Origin of the sequence: uncultured Bradyrhizobium sp. (assembly GCF_947648125.1) — a bacterium.
GTDB lineage: Bacteria > Pseudomonadota > Alphaproteobacteria > Rhizobiales > Xanthobacteraceae > Bradyrhizobium.
Window position 1 is genome coordinate 193521 of the sequence record NZ_CANSMR010000004.1, and the last position, 16051, is coordinate 209571.

Annotated in this window: 17 protein-coding genes; 7 read left to right on the plus strand and 10 right to left on the minus strand. The window is 62.1% G+C overall.

The annotated features are described in order from the left end of the window. Window positions 1–103 precede the first annotated feature (103 nt). Together Q0030_RS10330 and Q0030_RS10335 are read right to left on the minus strand one after the other, a co-directional pair. Window positions 104–985, minus strand: coding sequence for an SDR family oxidoreductase (locus tag Q0030_RS10330; RefSeq protein ID WP_298366152.1), 882 nt, complete (start codon window positions 983–985; stop codon window positions 104–106). Further along, window positions 978–2180 (minus strand): acyl-CoA dehydrogenase family protein, encoded by a 1203-nt coding sequence (locus Q0030_RS10335; protein WP_298366155.1) that lies wholly within the window; start codon window positions 2178–2180, stop codon window positions 978–980. The genes Q0030_RS10330 and Q0030_RS10335 overlap by 8 nt, the downstream gene beginning before the upstream one ends. A 256-nt stretch (window positions 2181–2436) precedes the next feature. Between Q0030_RS10335 and Q0030_RS10340 the strand changes: the two genes are divergently transcribed. The 4 genes from Q0030_RS10340 to Q0030_RS10355 are packed head-to-tail and all read left to right on the plus strand — an operon-like array spanning window position 2437 to window position 6647. Continuing rightward, complete coding sequence (locus tag Q0030_RS10340) at window positions 2437–3039, plus strand: TetR/AcrR family transcriptional regulator (protein ID WP_298366157.1); 603 nt, start codon at window positions 2437–2439, stop codon at window positions 3037–3039. A gap of 6 nt (window positions 3040–3045) precedes the next feature. Continuing rightward, entirely contained in the window at window positions 3046–4533 is a 1488-nt protein-coding gene (locus tag Q0030_RS10345; RefSeq protein WP_298366160.1) for a biotin carboxylase N-terminal domain-containing protein, read from the plus strand. A 1-nt stretch (window position 4534) separates the two neighbouring features. Then, window positions 4535–5035 carry a biotin/lipoyl-containing protein gene (locus Q0030_RS10350; RefSeq protein WP_298366162.1) on the plus strand — a complete coding sequence of 167 codons (501 nt, stop codon included), beginning with the start codon at window positions 4535–4537 and terminating at the stop codon, window positions 5033–5035. A 4-nt stretch (window positions 5036–5039) separates the two neighbouring features. Then, on the plus strand, window positions 5040–6647 hold the full coding sequence (locus tag Q0030_RS10355) for a carboxyl transferase domain-containing protein (RefSeq protein WP_298366165.1): 1608 nt from the start codon (window positions 5040–5042) through the stop codon (window positions 6645–6647). A gap of 44 nt (window positions 6648–6691) precedes the next feature. Here Q0030_RS10355 and Q0030_RS10360 read toward each other — a convergent pair whose 3' ends face one another. The 8 genes from Q0030_RS10360 to Q0030_RS10395 are packed head-to-tail and all read right to left on the minus strand — an operon-like array spanning window position 6692 to window position 13242. After that, a complete protein-coding gene (locus tag Q0030_RS10360; protein WP_298366167.1) occupies window positions 6692–7552 on the minus strand; it encodes a VOC family protein in 861 nt (286 codons plus the stop codon). Beyond that, window positions 7549–8451 carry a VOC family protein gene (locus tag Q0030_RS10365; RefSeq protein ID WP_298366169.1) on the minus strand — a complete coding sequence of 301 codons (903 nt, stop codon included), beginning with the start codon at window positions 8449–8451 and terminating at the stop codon, window positions 7549–7551. Before Q0030_RS10365 ends, Q0030_RS10360 begins: the two co-directional genes overlap by 4 nt. Beyond that, complete coding sequence (locus tag Q0030_RS10370; protein WP_298366171.1) at window positions 8448–9131, minus strand: TetR/AcrR family transcriptional regulator; 684 nt, start codon at window positions 9129–9131, stop codon at window positions 8448–8450. Before Q0030_RS10370 ends, Q0030_RS10365 begins: the two co-directional genes overlap by 4 nt. Window position 9132: 1 nt before the next feature. Continuing rightward, the gene (locus Q0030_RS10375) at window positions 9133–9447 is read right to left on the minus strand and encodes a non-heme iron oxygenase ferredoxin subunit (protein ID WP_298366173.1); all 315 of its coding nucleotides are present in this window, start codon (window positions 9445–9447) and stop codon (window positions 9133–9135) included. A gap of 9 nt (window positions 9448–9456) precedes the next feature. Next, window positions 9457–10218 carry an SDR family oxidoreductase gene (locus Q0030_RS10380; protein ID WP_298366175.1) on the minus strand — a complete coding sequence of 254 codons (762 nt, stop codon included), beginning with the start codon at window positions 10216–10218 and terminating at the stop codon, window positions 9457–9459. A gap of 12 nt (window positions 10219–10230) precedes the next feature. After that, the gene (locus tag Q0030_RS10385) at window positions 10231–10716 is read right to left on the minus strand and encodes an aromatic-ring-hydroxylating dioxygenase subunit beta (RefSeq protein ID WP_298366177.1); all 486 of its coding nucleotides are present in this window, start codon (window positions 10714–10716) and stop codon (window positions 10231–10233) included. Between the two features lie 14 nt (window positions 10717–10730). Further along, window positions 10731–12002: an aromatic ring-hydroxylating dioxygenase subunit alpha gene (locus Q0030_RS10390; protein ID WP_298366179.1), complete on the minus strand. Its 1272-nt coding sequence runs from the start codon at window positions 12000–12002 to the stop codon at window positions 10731–10733. A gap of 25 nt (window positions 12003–12027) precedes the next feature. Beyond that, window positions 12028–13242 (minus strand): FAD-dependent oxidoreductase, encoded by a 1215-nt coding sequence (locus Q0030_RS10395; protein WP_298366181.1) that lies wholly within the window; start codon window positions 13240–13242, stop codon window positions 12028–12030. A gap of 175 nt (window positions 13243–13417) precedes the next feature. On the opposite strand from Q0030_RS10395, the gene Q0030_RS10400 reads away from it, so the two are divergent. From Q0030_RS10400 to Q0030_RS10410, 3 genes are all read left to right on the plus strand, one after another. Further along, window positions 13418–14395: an amidohydrolase family protein gene (locus Q0030_RS10400; RefSeq protein WP_298366182.1), complete on the plus strand. Its 978-nt coding sequence runs from the start codon at window positions 13418–13420 to the stop codon at window positions 14393–14395. Window positions 14396–14405: 10 nt separating this feature from the next. Further along, a complete protein-coding gene (locus Q0030_RS10405; protein ID WP_298366184.1) occupies window positions 14406–14885 on the plus strand; it encodes a hypothetical protein in 480 nt (159 codons plus the stop codon). Between the two features lie 168 nt (window positions 14886–15053). Further along, the gene (locus Q0030_RS10410; RefSeq protein ID WP_298366186.1) at window positions 15054–16016 is read left to right on the plus strand and encodes a tripartite tricarboxylate transporter substrate binding protein; all 963 of its coding nucleotides are present in this window, start codon (window positions 15054–15056) and stop codon (window positions 16014–16016) included. The last annotated feature ends 35 nt before the right edge of the window (window positions 16017–16051 follow it).

The window sequence follows — 16051 nt, forward strand, 5'->3', positions numbered from 1 at the left end:
ATCCCTGCTGTTGGAATGATGGCGCGCGAGGAAATCTCGATGAGGATAGTGAACGTCCATTCCTGAGCTCCCTGGATTTCGTGCCGCAGTGAAAATGAAGGATCTACGAGTCCCCGGCTGTGAAATAGGCCGGCTTGCCCGTCGTCCAAGTTTCCCCCCAAAGCTGGCCTCCGCCGTCCACGGTCAAGGTCTCGCCAGTGACGAAACGTCCGGAGGAGGTTGCCAGATAAGCGCAGGCCTCGGCGACATCCCACGGCGAGCCCGCCCGCATCATCGGATTTGACCGTGGGTAAGCCGCGCGAGCTTCAGGCGTGTAGACGTTCCAGCCTTCGGTCTCGATCGCGCCGGGGGCGACGCAATTCACCCGGATGCCAAATGGTGCCCATTCGACTGCGACGCTGCGCGAAAGGCCGATAACGCCGGATCTGGCTGCGACCGAATGAGCGATGCCGTAAAGGCCGTGCGTCGTGACCACGACGATGTTGACGATGTTGCCGGGATGGTTGTTGTCGCGCCAGCGCTGTGCGGCCGCCTGCATCATGTACCAGGTGCCGTTCAGATTTGTATCGATGACGGCATTCCAGCCCTTTACGGAAAAATCGATGGCCGGCTGCGGGAATTGCCCGCCCGCGCTGTTGATCAGACCGTCTACGCGACCATGCTCCTGCCAGACAGCATCGAACAGCGCCTTGACGGCGTCGGGCTCCCTGACATCGACGGCACGAGCCGAGGCCTTGAGGCCTTTCGCGGTCAGACCTGATGTCAAGGCGGCCAGCTTGTCCTGATTGCGGCCGACAATGACAAGGTGCGCGCCGAGCCGTGCGAACAGCCACGCGATGGCACGTCCGATGCCGCCTGCGCCGCCGGATAGCACAATGACTGCCTCCCTGAGGGCGCCGGAAGCGAACACGGTCCGGTGCCCCGCCAGCTCATCGTCGGTCAGTCCGAGCCGGTCCAAGGGTTCCGCCGTCTGATCGTCAGCCATGGGAAGCGGTGTCCTTGAGGAGTTCGCCTGCGATGATCATCTTCCGGACTTCAGTCGTCCCGGCCCCGATCTCGAGAAGCTTGATAGAGCGGAACAGCCGATTGATCTCCGACTCCCAGATGTAACCGCTGCCGCCATGAATCTGGACTGCCTTGTCGAGAACCGCGTGGCACGCCTCCGCAGCGTACATCACGGAAGAAGCCGTCAGCATGTGGACATCGCCGCGTCCGCCACCACCGATCTCGAGCGGTGCCGCTTCCGCCAACGTGCGATAAGTGAAGGTCCGCATGGTTTCAACGTGAACGTACATCTCCGCCAGCATGGACTGAACCATCTGGAAGGATCCGATCGGCTTGCCGAACTGTTGGCGGGTTCGCGCATAGTCGATGGAGAGCTGCAGGGCTCGCTCTGACACGCCGAGACACAAAGGCGAGATCATCGCACGCTCGAGATCCAGGCCGCTCATCACGATCGACACACCGCGATTTTCGTCGCCGACCATATTCTCCGCGGGCACCCGGCAGTCGTCGAACACGAGCTCGGCGGTCTGGCTGCCGCGATAACCCATTTTGGTCAGCTTCTGTGCGACCTTGAAGCCGGGAAAGCCCTTCTCGACGATGAAGGCGGAGATGCCATGGGCGCCTTTTTCGCGATCGGTCTTGGCATAGACCAGGACGACGTCAGCAACGGGCCCGTTGGTGATGTAGATCTTGCCTCCGTTGAGGACGTAGTGATCTCCGTCGCGCCGCGCGGTCGTCCGCATCGAACCTAGCGCATCGGAGCCGGCCCCCGGTTCGGTCAGGCCCAGCGCGCCGATTTTCCGGCCCGCACAGAGGTCCGGCAGATATTTGCGGCGCTGCTGTTCGCTGCCGTTTCGAAAGATGTTGTTTGCGCACAGATTGTCATGCGCGACCCAGGACAGCGCCATTGCGTGGTTCCAGCGCGCGAAGCCCTGCAGCACCAATCCGGCAGCCACAAGGTCCAGCCCGGCGCCGCCATACTCCTCGGGGATTGTCGCGCCAAAGAAACCGTTAGCGCCAATCGTCCGGAACGCTTCGTCCGGCCACCATTCTTCGCGATCCATGCGTTCGGAGAGCGGATACAGCTCTCTTTGCGCAAAGCGATCGGCCTGATTGAGGATGGCCTGTTGCTGCTCGTCGAGCGCGAACATCGGCGCGCGATCGCCATCGCTCATGCTGGCTCGGGACGCGGTCATGGGGCCAGTTTCCTTCCCGGTTTTTATGAACGTCGCGATCTCGGGCGATTGCGGTCTTTATAATGAATGTAATTCATTTTGAGGAGGAGTCAACCATTGAGGCTGATTGACGATGATAAAAATGAATGGTATTCATTTTAGGTTCTCGCGCCTGCGAGAGTCTTGGTGGTTTAGGGTCAGGGCTGGTTACGGTGTGATCCGCTGTTCCCGATCCCGACGATTCCGGAGTTGCGATATGCCGGCCATGAGCCCGGAACGAATGCAGGATCGCTACGACGCAATCCTCGACGCGGCCAAGCGTGCGTTTGCCGAAAAGGGCTACGAGGGGGCCTCGATCGCCGAGATCGCGCGCATTGCGCGGATCTCCGACGGGCTTGCTTATCGATACTTCCGCAACAAGCGGGACCTGTTGTTTGCGGTACTGCAAAAATTCTATGAACGGATACTGATCGATCTCGAGACCAAGGTGTTCAAGAACGATCGCTTTCGCGATCGCCTTGAAGCGCTGATCAAGCGGCATATCGAAGTCTTCGTTTCCGATACTGACCTTTGTCGGCTGTTCATCGCCGAGGTGCGGGTCGCGAGCGACTACGAAGGCTCCTCGATCCAGGAGATGAACCGGCGCTATACGTCGGTATTGATTCGAATCGTCAAGGACGCGGTAAAGACCGGAGAAGTGAGGTCGGACGTAAATCCGAAGCTGCTACGTGACGTCCTGTTCGGTGCGATCGAGCATCTTGCATGGAGGTATGTCAACGGCAGGGGACAACTCAGGGTCGCTCAGACGGCGCGTGAATTGACGACCATGCTCACTGTCGGCATCTGCGTAGAGGGATAGGTATCAATGGCCGCAGCATCCCTTCCATTCGATACCGTCCTGGTCGCCAACAGGGGAGAAATCGCAGTCCGCATCATTGCTTCGTTGCGCAAGCTTGGTGTTCGCGCGGCGATTGTGCATCACGAGATCGATGCCGCTGCGCCGGCGGTGGCACTGGCAGATGTCGCCATCAAAATCTCGGGAAAGACGCCGGTATCTGCCTATCTCGATGGCGAGCAGATCATAGCTGCGGCTCGCGCCGCCGGTGCGGGCGCTCTGCATCCTGGCTACGGCTTCCTGTCGGAGAACGCCGGCTTCGCGCGCGCGGTCGCCGCCGCGGGCATTGCATTCATAGGTCCGACGCCGGAGGTCATTGAACTGATGGGCGACAAGATCCGCGCTCGCAATTTCGTCGCGCGGGGCGGCTTTCCGGTGGCGCCCTCCGCCATCGAGGAAGACGATCCGTCAACGTTTCTGGCGCGGGCACGATCCATTGGGGCGCCGCTTCTGGTCAAGCCCTCGGCCGGCGGCGGTGGCAAGGGAATGCGCATTGTCCGCGATCTCGACCTGCTCGACGATGCGGTTGCGCAGGCGCGTAGTGAGGGGCAACGATATTTCGGTGACGGCCGCCTCTATGTCGAACGGTATGTGGAGAAGCCGCGGCATATCGAGGTTCAAGTTCTTGGCGATGCGTTCGGCAACGTGGTGCATCTCTTTGAACGGGAATGTTCCGTGCAGCGGCGATTTCAGAAGATCATCGAAGAGACGCCGTCGCCGGCTTTGTCCGCAAAGATGCGTCAGAGCATATGCGAGACCGCGGCCAACATCGCTCGGGCCGCCGGATATCGCAATGCAGGCACCGTAGAATTCATCTTCGGCGGCGAAGAGTTCTACTTCCTTGAGATGAACACGCGCCTTCAAGTCGAGCATCCGGTGACGGAGATGATCACGGGCGTCGATCTGGTTGCCGAACAGATCGCAATCGCGGCGAACCGAGCGCTGCCGTTTCGTCAGTCGGATATTTCCGCGCGGGGGCATGCGATCGAGGCCAGGCTCTACGCCGAATCTCCCGAACGGGGCTTTTCACCGACCTCGGGCAAGGTTCTGATGCTGGATTATCCCCGCGAGCAGGGGGTTAGGGTCGACAGCGGCATCGCCGAGGGGCAGTCGATCACGACCGCGTTCGATCCCATGCTGGCCAAGCTGATCGTTCATGCCCAGACGCGCGATGCTGCTGTCACCAAGGCGATAGCGGCGGTCCAGGATCTTGTTCTGCTGGGATGCGAGACCAACGCCGACTTTCTGGCGCGTGTGCTCGGCGACCCCGGATTTCGAAACGGAGCGGTGCATACCGGCTATCTGGACGAAAACCCGGAGATCGCATCGGGTCCGAACGACGCTCCTGACGATGTGACGAGGTTCTTGGCCGTTGCCGCGCTGGTGACGCGGCCGGTACGTGATGCGGCCGAAGCAGTTCCCGCTCTCCATGCCGCTATCGGACGCTGGAGAAACTGACATGTTTCACAAGTTCGATCTGGGCGGCATTACGCGCGAGTTGTGGCTGACTCCAACAGCCACCGGGTATCGTCTGAATGTTCTCGACGCCTGGAGCGGCCCGATTGCGCTCACGGATGAGGGGACGGGACGGGGCAGGCTGACCGTAGCAGGATTCAGCGAGGCGGTTGCTTTCGTGGTCGACGGAGACCTGATCCATATTCACATGCGCGGCCGCACGCGTTCGCTCCGATATCTTGACCCGTTGCGCGTTCTCGCGTCGGTCGATTCCGATGGCGGCCACAACGTCGCACGCGCTCCCATGCCGGGAACTGTGGTCGCTCTTAAGGTCGCTCCAGGTGATGCCGTGACAACCGGCACCGTGCTGATGGTGATCGAGAGCATGAAGCTGGAGACCCAGATCCGCGCTTCGCAGGACGGGATCGTCGAGCGTCTCCATGTCAAAGACGGCGACAGTTTTGATCGCGATGCGATCCTGGTTACGCTCTTGCAGGGAACTTGACGAAATGCAGCGCATCGTTTCGTTAATCGACACTCGCACGGATGAATTTCGGGCCAACGATGTCCATAATCGTCGGCTGGCGGCCGAACTCAAGGAGCGACAGCAGGCGGCGAGGTTCACCAGGCCCAAGCGCGACCTCGAACGTCTGCGCCGGCAGAACAAGATGTTCGTGCGCGATCGTATCGAGGCGCTGCTTGATCCAGGCACACCGTTCCTGGAACTGTCGACGCTAGCGGGCAACAGGGCATACGAGAATGAAGTGCCCGGAGCTGCCCAGGTGGTTGGCATCGGCATCGTCTCCGGCCGCGAAGTCATTGTCCACGCTGATGATGCGAGCGTGAAAGGTGGGGCTTGGTATCCGCTCTCGGTCAAGAAGATCGTGCGGGCTCTCGACGTCGCAATCGAGAATCGCTTGCCGGTCGTTCATCTCTGCGACAGCGCGGGTGGGTTTCTTCCGCTCCAGGCCGAATTCTTCGCTGACCGCTACTATGCCGGCCGCATCTTCCGCAATCAGTCGATGCTTTCGAAGATGGGAGTCCCACAGGTCGCGGTCGTCATGGGCCACTGTACGGCAGGCGGCGCCTACGTTCCGGCACTCAGCGACTACAACATTATCGTGCAAGGAACGGGTGCGATCTTTCTCGGCGGACCGCCGCTGGTGAAGGCGGCGACCGGGGAAGAGGTTTCGGTCGAAGAACTGGGCGGAGCGGATATGCACACCAGTGTGTCTGGCACTGGTGACTACCTTGCTGGTTCCGAGCTGCACGCGATAGCCATCGCGCGCGATATTGTTGGTCGCTTCAATCGTGCCCCCAAGGCAGCGATCGACCATGTTGCGCCGGAACCGCCCGCCTATGATCCGTCCGAACTCTACGGCATCATTCCAAACGACCCGCGAGTCCAATTCGACATGCGCGAAGTCATAGCACGGATGGTGGACGGCAGCCGGTTTCATGAATATCAGCCACGGTACGGGCAGACGTTGATTTGCGGCTTTGCGCGACTGCACGGCTATCAAATCGGAATTCTCGCCAATAACGGCGTCCTGTTCAGTGATAGCGCGCTCAAGGGCGCGCACTTCATTCAACTCTGTGACAAGAACCGCACGCCGCTGCTATTCCTTCAGAACATCACCGGTTTCATGGTCGGTCGCGATTACGAACGACGGGGTATCACCAAGGACGGTGCTAAGCTCATCATGGCGGTCTCCGGGGCGGCTGTGCCGAAGTTTACAGTGAACTGCAACGGATCCTACGGTGCAGGTACGTACGGCATGTCAGGGCGAGCGTTCGATCCGCGTTTCATGTTCACCTGGCCGCAATCGCAGATATCCGTGATGGGTGCCGAACAGGCTGCCGGCGTCCTCACCGAGATCAAGGTCAAGCAACTCGCACGAAATGGTGAGCAGCTGTCCGAGGCCGAACTGGCGGCGATCCGTGAACCGATCCTCGAGAGTTATCGCGAGCAATCGAGCGCCTATTACGCGACGTCTGAAATATGGGACGACGGTATCCTTGATCCCATCGATACCCGCAACGCGTTGGCAATCGCGCTAAGCGCGGCACTGAACACTCAGATTGAATCCCCGCACTACGGGGTCTTTCGGATGTAGGTCTTGGCGGCTGCCCCGAACCGCAACTGCCCTGGAATCGGCCGTTACTTGTTGGGTAACGTCATGCCGGCCGGCTTGGAACCCCACATGCAAAAACTCGTCGGCTCGAAACCGAATTGCCGTGGCCGATGCGTCGCTTCGTTCTCGATCTCGTCGACGCCCACCGAATATTCGAAGATCATCCCATCCGGCCCCTTGAAGTAGAGGAAGCGCGCGCCCGAGGTCGGATGCCGGCCGGGGCCGAACACGATGGGCACACGCTTCTCGTGCAGAAAATAATAGGACCGCAGCACATCGTCGCTGCTTTCAACCTGGTGATTGATGTGCTGGATGCCGGCCAGCGGCGCGCGCACCAGTGCGATGGTGTGGTGGATGGCGTTGACGCGCATCAGCGGGATATCGCCGATGCGGTCGCTGACGCGGGCGTTACACACTTGGGTCCAGAACCGCTCGTCGCGCGCCGGATCGGTCGAGTTCAAGCCGATATGGCTGAAGCCGGTGATCCCGGCATCGCGGCTGGCGACATAGCGGCGGCCGTTACGCTCCGGCCGCACCACGAGCTCGATATGGTTGCCGGTCGGGTCATGGAAGCCGATGAAGGCGCGTACCTTCCGCCGCTCGGCTTCCTCTGCGGTGCCGGCGTGGACCGCGTGGCCGAGCGCTTCAAGAGCGGATGCCGCATCCTGCAGGCTCGCTTCATCCTCGACCTCGAAGCCGACGGTCTGCCGCTTGGGGTCGCCATTGCAATAGCACAGCGTGTGCGCGCGTTCGTCAGATCTGAGATAGAGATCGCTGCGGCCGCGCTCGGCGACCTGCAAGCCGAGACAGGCGGTGGCGAAATGCTCGGCCGATTCGAGATCCGGCGATCCGAGCCGGACATAGCAGACATCCTTCAGCTGGATCATGTCTCTCTCCTGGTCGAAGGCAGTGCACCGAGTTCGGGAACATTCTTGGCTTCACTGCCCCAGTTGCAGAGCGAGCTGGCGGTCAGCGCGAACTGCCGGGCCGGCCGCTTTATGTCGCCGGCCTCGGCCATGCCATGGACATAGGACAGGATCAGCCCGTCGGGTCCTTCGACGTGCAGGAACATCTGTTGCGAGGCGGACTGGCGGCCAGGGCCCTGCACGATCTTCACCTGGTTCTCCTGCATGAAGTAGCTGTTCTGCATAATCTGGTCGAGCGACTCGACCTCGAAAGCCGCGTAGAGCAGGCCGTTCCGCGGCGACGGATAAAGCGCGATGCGATGATGCAGCTCGTCGAGATGCAGGTACGCGATGTCTCCGACCCAGTCGGTCACATCAGCGCCGAGCAGGCGCCAGAAAGCGAGATCGCGGATATGATCGATGCTGCAGAGGCCGATGCCCTGGAATTCCACGATGCCGGCATCGCGCGGCGGAAAGTAGCGCCGGCCGCTCCGCGTCGGGCGGGTCACGAGATCGATCCGGTTGCCGGATGCGTCCTCGGCGAGCAGGGCCGATTGCACGTAGCGCCTCCGGCATTCCTCCGCGCTCGCCGGCCTCGCGGCAAAGCCGCTTGGGCGCAGGCGCTCGCCGATCATTTCGAGCACGGCGTCGTCCCAGACCTCGATGCCGATGCTGTCGCCGTCGTTTCGATCGCCGCTCAGGCTCAAGGTGCGGAAGCGATCGTCCGAGCGGAAGGCGAGCTCGCCGTTCTGGCCGGCCACCTTCTGCAGGCCGAAGATATCCGAGGCGAAGCGCGTGCAGGCCTGTGGCTCGCTGACGGCGTGCCTGACATAGCAGACCGAGGTGGCCAGCGGCTTTGAGCCGTTCAAGGCAGTCTTCATCGCAACCGCCCTCGCTCCTGCTCGGCTTCGAGGAAGACCCTGATCATCTGCCGCCAGAGTCCGAACAGATGATCGAACCATTTCGGGTCGTTGTCCCAGAGCGTGCGCAGCGACATGCCGCGGACGACGCCGAGGGTGAGTGCGACCACATCGGCCGCAACATTTGGCGGAACGCCACCGGCCACCAACGCCTCGGCCCAGGCCGCCTCGACCGGCCGACGCGCCTTGCGCGAGATGTCGAGGATCCGTTTGCGCACCGCCTGATCGGTAGACGTCGACAGCACGATGTCGATCGCTACCATGAAATGCTCACTGAAGAAAAACTCCTTGGCGTCCGCGATGACGGCTTCGATCAGGTCGCGCGGGCGATTGACCGCAGCGGCGCGGCGGCGGCTGATGATCTGTGCCTGCTCGAAGACGTATTCGAGCGTGGCGACGACGAGCGAATCCTTGGTCGGGAAATGATGAAGCTGGGCGCCGCGGGAGACGCCGGCCGCGGCCGCGACCTCAGCTGTGCGAAACCGCGCATAGCCGCGGCGGCGGATCAAATTGGCGGCGGCCTTGAGGATGCGCAGACGCGTTTCGGCGGTGCGTTCAGCTTGGGTGCGTCGGCGCGGCGGCGCCAGCGGGCGCCGGGCGGATTTGAGCGGAGCAGGAGCGCGGTCGGGACGGGAGGCCATGTCACACCTCGATCTGGACGTTCCCGTCGACGACCGCGACGGGGTAGGTCTTTAAGGGAATCTCGCAGGGCATGCCCGTTGGCTCACCGGTGGTGACGTCGAACGTTCCAAAGTGGAAGGTGCACTCCACAATCTTGCCGCTGATGACGCCCTCCTCCGCCAGCGACGCCTCGCCGTGGGTGCACATGTCGGCAGTGGCGTAGATCTTGCCGGCCACACGATACAGCGCGACGTTGCTGCCGTCGGGCAGAGGCGCCTGCTTGATCTCACCCTCGACGACCTCGTCGGCGAGACAAAGGACGATCGTTTCAGCCATGGCAAACACCTAGAGCATGGTGCTGCCGCCGTTGACGCTGATGACCTGACCGGTCACGAACGACGCTTCGGCGGAAGCAAGATAGGAGACCATCGAGGCGACCTCTTCCATTTCGGCCGGTCGGCCGATCGGGATGACGCTGACGAATTTGGCGGCAAGCGCCGGGTCACTTCTGGTGATCGCGACCATCTGCGGCGTGTTCACCGCGCAGGGCGCCACTGTGTTGACGGTGATGCCGTCCTTGGCGAACTCGCGCGCCATTCCGGTGGTGAGGCCATGCACGCCGCCCTTGGCGGCGTTATAGGCGGCGTGATCCCACAGGCCGTTGCGCACGGAATCGGCGCCGAGATTGATGATGCGCCCGTAAACTTGCTGCCGCATCTGCGCTACCGCATACCAGGAGCACCACAGCGCCGTCCACAGATTGCGATCGATCGTGGTCTTCAGCGTCTGCGGCGTGTGCTCGGCAAACGGCTTGATGATGCCGCCGCCGGCATTGTTGACGAGGATGTCGAGGCGACCGAACCGGTTCGCGGCAAGCTTGACGGTCTTTTCGGCGACGTCTTGGTCCGAGAGGTCGCCGGCCTCGATGGCGACCTCGGTGTCGAATTGGTCGACGAGACGCGCTGAAGCCTGTTTCAAGCCGGGCTCGTCGAGATCGGCCAAAACCAGCCTCGCCCCGTCCTTCGCCAGCCGTTCGGCGATTGCCAGGCCAATGCCCTTGGCGGCACCGGTGACCACGGCGACATTATCTTTGAGTTTCCTGTCCACGATCGCTTGCCTTTACAGGATGATGCTGACGCGCCCTTGCGTGCGCAGGCCTTCGCTGTCCAGCAGGCAGCGCTTTTCCTTGATCCGCAATCGACCGTTTTCCGCCACCAGCCGGTAGCGGTTGCTGCCGAAATAGGTGTCGGTGACACCGTCCTTGGTACGGTAGGTGATGAAGGCCGTGGCGACCTCCATTTCGCTGTCGCTGCGGCCGCGGATCCGCACATTGCTCACGAGATGGCGGGTGCGCGAATGCGGGAACTCGGCATGCGCAGTACGCTTCATCAAACGCTTGACGCGCTCGCTAAGGCGGAATCGGTCGTCGGCGACATAGAACAGGTTCTTGTCGGGAGACGAGTCCGCGGGAATGTCGGTCGACGGCACGTAGTAGATCGCGTCGTCGGTGAACAGTTCGAGCCATTCCGGCAGTCGCCAGTCGTCGAGCAACTCGGCCTCGGCGAACAGGAAATCCTCGACGTCGGCGCGGGAGATATTCTGCATCTTGGCGTCTCCTCTCACACCGTTGCCGCGAAGACGTGCTTGTTCCAGTTCGACCAGAACGCGCGCATCTGCAACTCGTCATCATAGCCAGGCGTTGCCTTGCCCATGCCCTTGGAGATGTCGTTCCACTGCGCTTCCGTCGCGTTGCGGAAGCCGCGCTGGCACTGCTCAAGCGCCTCGACATCGTCCGGTGTCGCGAAACCGCCGGGGCCAAGAAATTCAAGGAAGTTGAACAGCCGATATTTGCGAGCCCAGTCGGTTTCTTCCCTTGGGGCGAGCGCCCAGGCGCTCACCGTCATGAAGTCCGGCGCCTGCGGATAATAGGTGCGGATGGTGACCGCCATGATGTCGTTGACGACCAGATTGGGGAAGACGAACAAGTTGCGGTTGTAGAGCGCGATCCGTTCGGCGCGCTCCTCGCCGTAACGATTGACGAGGCCCTGATAGAGCCGGTCGATCTCGCGCTTGCCTTCATCGCCCCACATCGGAACCCACTGCGCGACCGGCCGCCCCCATGGCGCCTTGTACTCCAGCACCGCGTGTCCGTTACCTAGATCGCGTGCGGCGCCCTCCAGCGGCACTGGCGCGAGGCCACCATTGGTGGCCTTGAGATAATCGAAATAGGTCGCGTGCGTGGTGAGCGCGTGATAGCCGTCGATCGAGTTCTCGGTGAGCAGCTTCCAGTTGGCACGCATCGAATATTCCTGCGTGCCGCCGACGATGGTCATGCCCGCCTCGGCCTGGTCGGCGATGACGTCGAGATATTCCTTCACCGGGCCGAGGTAACTGTCGAGCGAATCGGCATTCCTGTCGAAGCAGACGAAGCCAAAATCACGATAGGTTTCGAACCGGGACACCTGTTGCATGTTGGAGGTGGTGCGCTCCTTGAAGTCGGGCGCGTAGGAGGTTTCGCCAGGCTGGCTGCGCAGCGCGCCGTCGAGCCCGAACACCCAGCCGTGATAGAAGCACTGGAAAGACTTTGCGTTGCCGTGCTTCTCGCGGCAAACCTGGGCGCCGCGATGTGGGCAAGTGTTGAACATCGCGCGGAGCGTCCCCTTGCCGTCGCGGGCGAACAGGATACTGCGGCCACCGACCTGACGGGTGACGAAGTCGCCTGGTTTGGCAAGCTCCGAAGCATGACCGAGATAAAGCCAACATTTGTCGAAGATGCGGGCGCGCTCCGCCTCGAGAATATCGGGATCGACAAAGGCCTGGCGCGAGACCTTGAAAATCTGCTTGCTCTCGTCGACCATCAGCGCGGTGCTCATTCGCTGGAACGCATTCATTGCAGTCCCTCCCTCGAATTGGTCTTTATGTTTTCAACGCAGCCCGCAAGTCGTAACCAGGTGACTCCAGATCGGCGCGCTGTGGCCTTGCGTCGGCGGCAACGATCCGCCGCAGCATGGCCATGTCCTTGGCTGAGTTCACCGAGAGCGCGCCGACGAGCTCAGTGCCGCGCATGGCGATGGTCGAAAACCGTCCACTGTCGGGATCTCCCCGCGTGATACGATCGGCGTCGCGCATGTCGCCGACGACCTGGATGTTCAGGTCGTATTGGTCGGTCCAGAACCACGGCGGGTCGCCGTATTCGCGGGACTCGCCGATCATGTTGCCGGCGACCGAGATCGCCTGGTTCTGGGCGTTCGCCCAGGTCTCGACGCGGATGGCGCGTCCGTGGCAGCGGCTCCGTTGCAGCGCGACATCGCCGGCGCAGAAGATGCCGGGAGCCGCAGTGCGGCCGCAGGCGTCTACCGCGATGCCATCGGCGACGGGCAGGCCCAGTCGGACAGCGAGGTCGGCCGACGGGGTGACCCCGATGCCGACCAGCACCAGATCGGCCGCAATTTCGGTGCCGTTGCTCAGGGTGACCGCGCGCGACGAACTTCCTGTCACGGTCGCGCCAAAGACAAACGCGACGCCGTGACTGCGATGTCTCTTGGCGACGAGGTCGCTGATCGCGATCGGAAACGCGCGCGGCAGCAGGCGCGCTTCAGTCTCGATCACCGTGACGTCGCAGCCGCCTTTGGCGGCAGCGCAAGCCGCCTCCAAGCCGATGACGCCGCCGCCGACGATTACGATGCGTGATCGCGAATGGATATGACGACGAAAGCGGAGTGCATCCTCGATGTTGCGGAGGTACTGCACCTCGATCTGCGCATCTTCAAGTGCAGGGAGCCGCCGCGGCCGCGTGCCGGTCGCGAGCAGCAGGGCGTCGAACGCAAAGCTGCGGCCGTCCGCGGTCGCCACGACACGACGATCGGCATCGCCATCGATCGCCGCGGCGCCGGTCTCGATGCGGATATCCAGCGTCTCATTCCAGTCCTGAGCGCGCTTGATGTAGGCGACGGATGTGCCGGCGGACTGCAGCATGGCCTTGGACAGTTGCGGCCGTTCGTAGGGCGGGTGAGGCTCGTCGCCGATCATGGTGATCGAGCCTTTGAAGCCGCGCGCCCGCAACGCCTCCGCGGCGCGCGCACCGGCCTGGCCGGCTCCTGCGATCACGATGTCGTTGATCGTCCGCGTCACGCGCGCCTCGCTCCCTGGTGCCATTGCCAAGCATATTGATTAGATGGTGCACTAGCATACGAATTATGGATTGCATAGAAAATAAAAACAGTCCAACCTGCTTGTAAGTGAAAGGTCATGCATTCCGGGCCTCGCGGCATCGGTTGCACCGCAAAAAATGCGTCGAGGAAGCGTCGTGGTCGAAGCGATCGACACTCATACCCATTTCGTTCCGGAGCAGATCCCGGTGGAACCAGGGCGCAATCCGCTCTGGCCCTCCATCGAGCTCCGCGATGCGTCCGCTGCCGTCATGGTTGGCGGCAAGATGTTTCGGATGATCGATTCCCGAAGTTGGGATGCGCGCCGTCGAATCCACGACATGGCGGAAGATGATATCGACGTGCAGGTGGTCTCGCCGATGCCGGAGTTGCTCTCGCATTGGTTTCCGTCTGCCGATGCGGACCTGCTCTGTCGCCATGTCAACGAGGGCATTGCTGCGCTCTGCGCAGGCCATCCGCGGCATTTCATCGGGATCGGCATGGTTCCGATGCAGGATGCCGCGCTGGCGGCGCGGCGCATGGAGGAGATCAAGTCGCTCGGGCTGCGCGGTATCGAGATCGGCACGTATATCAACAGCATTCCGCTCGGCGATGCACGCCTTGACGAGGTCTATGCCGCGGCGGAGCAGGCGGGCTTGTTAGTGATGGTCCATCCGCTGCATCCGCTCGGACTTGACCGGATGGGCGGCCGTCCCGAACTCGCTGCCGTTGCGGCGTTCCCGCTTGAGACGGCCTTTGCTGCCGTGTCGTTGATGACCCACGGTGTGCGCGAGCGCTTTCCGGCATTGCAGTTCCTGCTCAGCCATGGCGGCGGAGCGCTGATCTGGCTGCTGCCGCGGCTGTGCCACGCCTATGGCTTGGGGCAGCCGCTGCAGAGCCTTTTTGCGAAAGACCCGGGGGAGATCGCGCAATCTTTCTACTACGATACGATCCTCTATGACGGACCGGCGCTGCAACACCTGGCCGACAAGGTCGGGACGGATCGCCTCGTCGTCGGATCTGATTATCCGTTCACGATCAAGCAGGACAAGCCCGCGCAATTCGCCGAGCGGGCCCTGTCGATCGGACGTGCAGCACTGACAGCCAATACCAGGCGATTGCTCGGGCTCGGTTAGGGAGGAGACGTTGGCGCGCTGCTATTCCTATCGCCAGTTCTGCTCGCTCGGTCGGTTGCCGCCACGCACGCCGGCGCGACCCGACCCGCAGGTTCCGAAGGACGTCAAGCTTGGTCCGTGCGCGCACGGCAAGATCGGCGCGTTCTATTTCTACGCCGAGGGCTCGCAAGACGATCCCGCCTTCGGCTTCTGCGAGATCGAACTCTCGATCCAACGCGTGGCCGAGAATACGATACGGCTCGAACTCTATTGCATTGCCGACGGCTTTCAGAGTGCGCGCGGTGTTGGAGCGATGCATCCGTTGAAGATCGCGGTGTTGGCCGGGGAAACCGTCCTGGGGAATGCGAACTGGCATTTTCCGGACGTGATCTGCGGCCACGCCGATCCCATGCACTTTGCGACGGATATTCGACTCGACGATGGTCTTTTTCCGAAGGTTGATCGTGTCGAGTTGGGCCGGACAGGCGGTGAATCGGAGGCGTGTGGCTAAGTCCGGAAGGATCGGCCGGAGACGGTCCCGCAAGGAACCGGATGATCGGCCTGCAAGCGAATGTTCTCGCAGATCGTAAAGCAGGGTACGACTGGAACAAATCGGGATTGCGGTTCGGGACCGGACCGCACGGGGAAACATCAAGCGCTTCTGCACCAAGGAGAAATCATGATGCTTCGGGCTGCGGCCGTCGTGTGGTTGGTCTCCGTATTGATCGGAACATCCGCCGCAGCGGAATCCTATCCATCGCGACGCATCAATCTCATCGTGCCGTTCCCGGCGGGCAGCGCGACCGATGCCGTGACGCGGCGTCTTGCGGAGAGCATCCGCGTCGAGACCGGAGCGGCGGTGCTGGTCGAGAACAAGCCTGGCGCTGACGGTAATCTGGCGGCGCTTGCCGTTCTGAAGGCGGACGCCGACGGCTATACGGTGTTCGTGACCACGAACTCGACGCAGTCGGCTAACATCAATCTGTTCAACACGATGCCCTACGACCCTGCCGCGGACTTCGCGCCTGTGGCAGGGATCATGACCATTCCGATGATGCTGACCGTCAAGCCGGAGTTTCCGGCGGCGACCGTCGCTGAATTCATCGCTTTGGCAAAGTCACGGCAAAAGCCGCTGTCGTTCGGAAGCGGCAACACGTCGAGCCGGGGCGCTGCCGAGTTGTTTCGCTCGAGGGCCGGGATCGAGATGCAGCATGTGCCATATCGCGGCATGCCACAGGCGCTCACTGACGTGTTGGCTGGTGAGATCGATTGTGTATTCGCCGATCCAGCCAGTGCCCAGGGGCTCATCCAGGACGGAAAACTGCGCGTCCTCGCGGTGACGAGCAGTGACCGGCTGACGGGCTTGCCCGAGATTCCGACGCTCGCGCAGGCCGGGCTGTCCGGCGCGGAGCTCGCGGCCTGGGTTGGCGTGTTCGTGCGAACCGGAACGTCGTCCGACATCGTCGCCAAGCTCAGCCGGACCGTGCTGGCTTTCGTCAACAGCCCGGAGACTGCGAGCTATCTCGAATCCGTGGGCGCAAAACCGTTTCCAGCCGGTCCCGATGCTCTGAAGGCTTTTGAGGAGGCCGACACACGACGCTGGGCGGAAATTGTCGCGATCGCGAAGATCGATAAGAAGTGACGCGTAACGTCGACGGTTGCAATCAGTCTGGATAA

Bases quoted from the DNA above. Each gene is read 5' to 3' on its own strand.
- Q0030_RS10360 (WP_298366167.1), bottom strand. From the start codon at position 7,552: ATGATCCAGCTGAAGGATGTCTGCTATGTCCGGCTCGGATCGCCGGAT.
- Q0030_RS10335 (WP_298366155.1), bottom strand. From the start codon at position 2,180: ATGAGCGATGGCGATCGCGCGCCGATGTTCGCGCTCGACGAGCAGCAA.
- Q0030_RS10410 (WP_298366186.1), top strand. From the start codon at position 15,054: ATGATGCTTCGGGCTGCGGCCGTCGTGTGGTTGGTCTCCGTATTGATC.
- Q0030_RS10370 (WP_298366171.1), bottom strand. From the start codon at position 9,131: ATGGCCTCCCGTCCCGACCGCGCTCCTGCTCCGCTCAAATCCGCCCGG.
- Q0030_RS10330 (WP_298366152.1), bottom strand. From the start codon at position 985: ATGGCTGACGATCAGACGGCGGAACCCTTGGACCGGCTCGGACTGACC.
- Q0030_RS10390 (WP_298366179.1), bottom strand. From the start codon at position 12,002: ATGAATGCGTTCCAGCGAATGAGCACCGCGCTGATGGTCGACGAGAGC.
- Q0030_RS10385 (WP_298366177.1), bottom strand. From the start codon at position 10,716: ATGCAGAATATCTCCCGCGCCGACGTCGAGGATTTCCTGTTCGCCGAG.
- Q0030_RS10355 (WP_298366165.1), top strand. From the start codon at position 5,040: ATGCAGCGCATCGTTTCGTTAATCGACACTCGCACGGATGAATTTCGG.
- Q0030_RS10345 (WP_298366160.1), top strand. From the start codon at position 3,046: ATGGCCGCAGCATCCCTTCCATTCGATACCGTCCTGGTCGCCAACAGG.
- Q0030_RS10350 (WP_298366162.1), top strand. From the start codon at position 4,535: ATGTTTCACAAGTTCGATCTGGGCGGCATTACGCGCGAGTTGTGGCTG.
- Q0030_RS10365 (WP_298366169.1), bottom strand. From the start codon at position 8,451: ATGAAGACTGCCTTGAACGGCTCAAAGCCGCTGGCCACCTCGGTCTGC.
- Q0030_RS10340 (WP_298366157.1), top strand. From the start codon at position 2,437: ATGCCGGCCATGAGCCCGGAACGAATGCAGGATCGCTACGACGCAATC.
- Q0030_RS10375 (WP_298366173.1), bottom strand. From the start codon at position 9,447: ATGGCTGAAACGATCGTCCTTTGTCTCGCCGACGAGGTCGTCGAGGGT.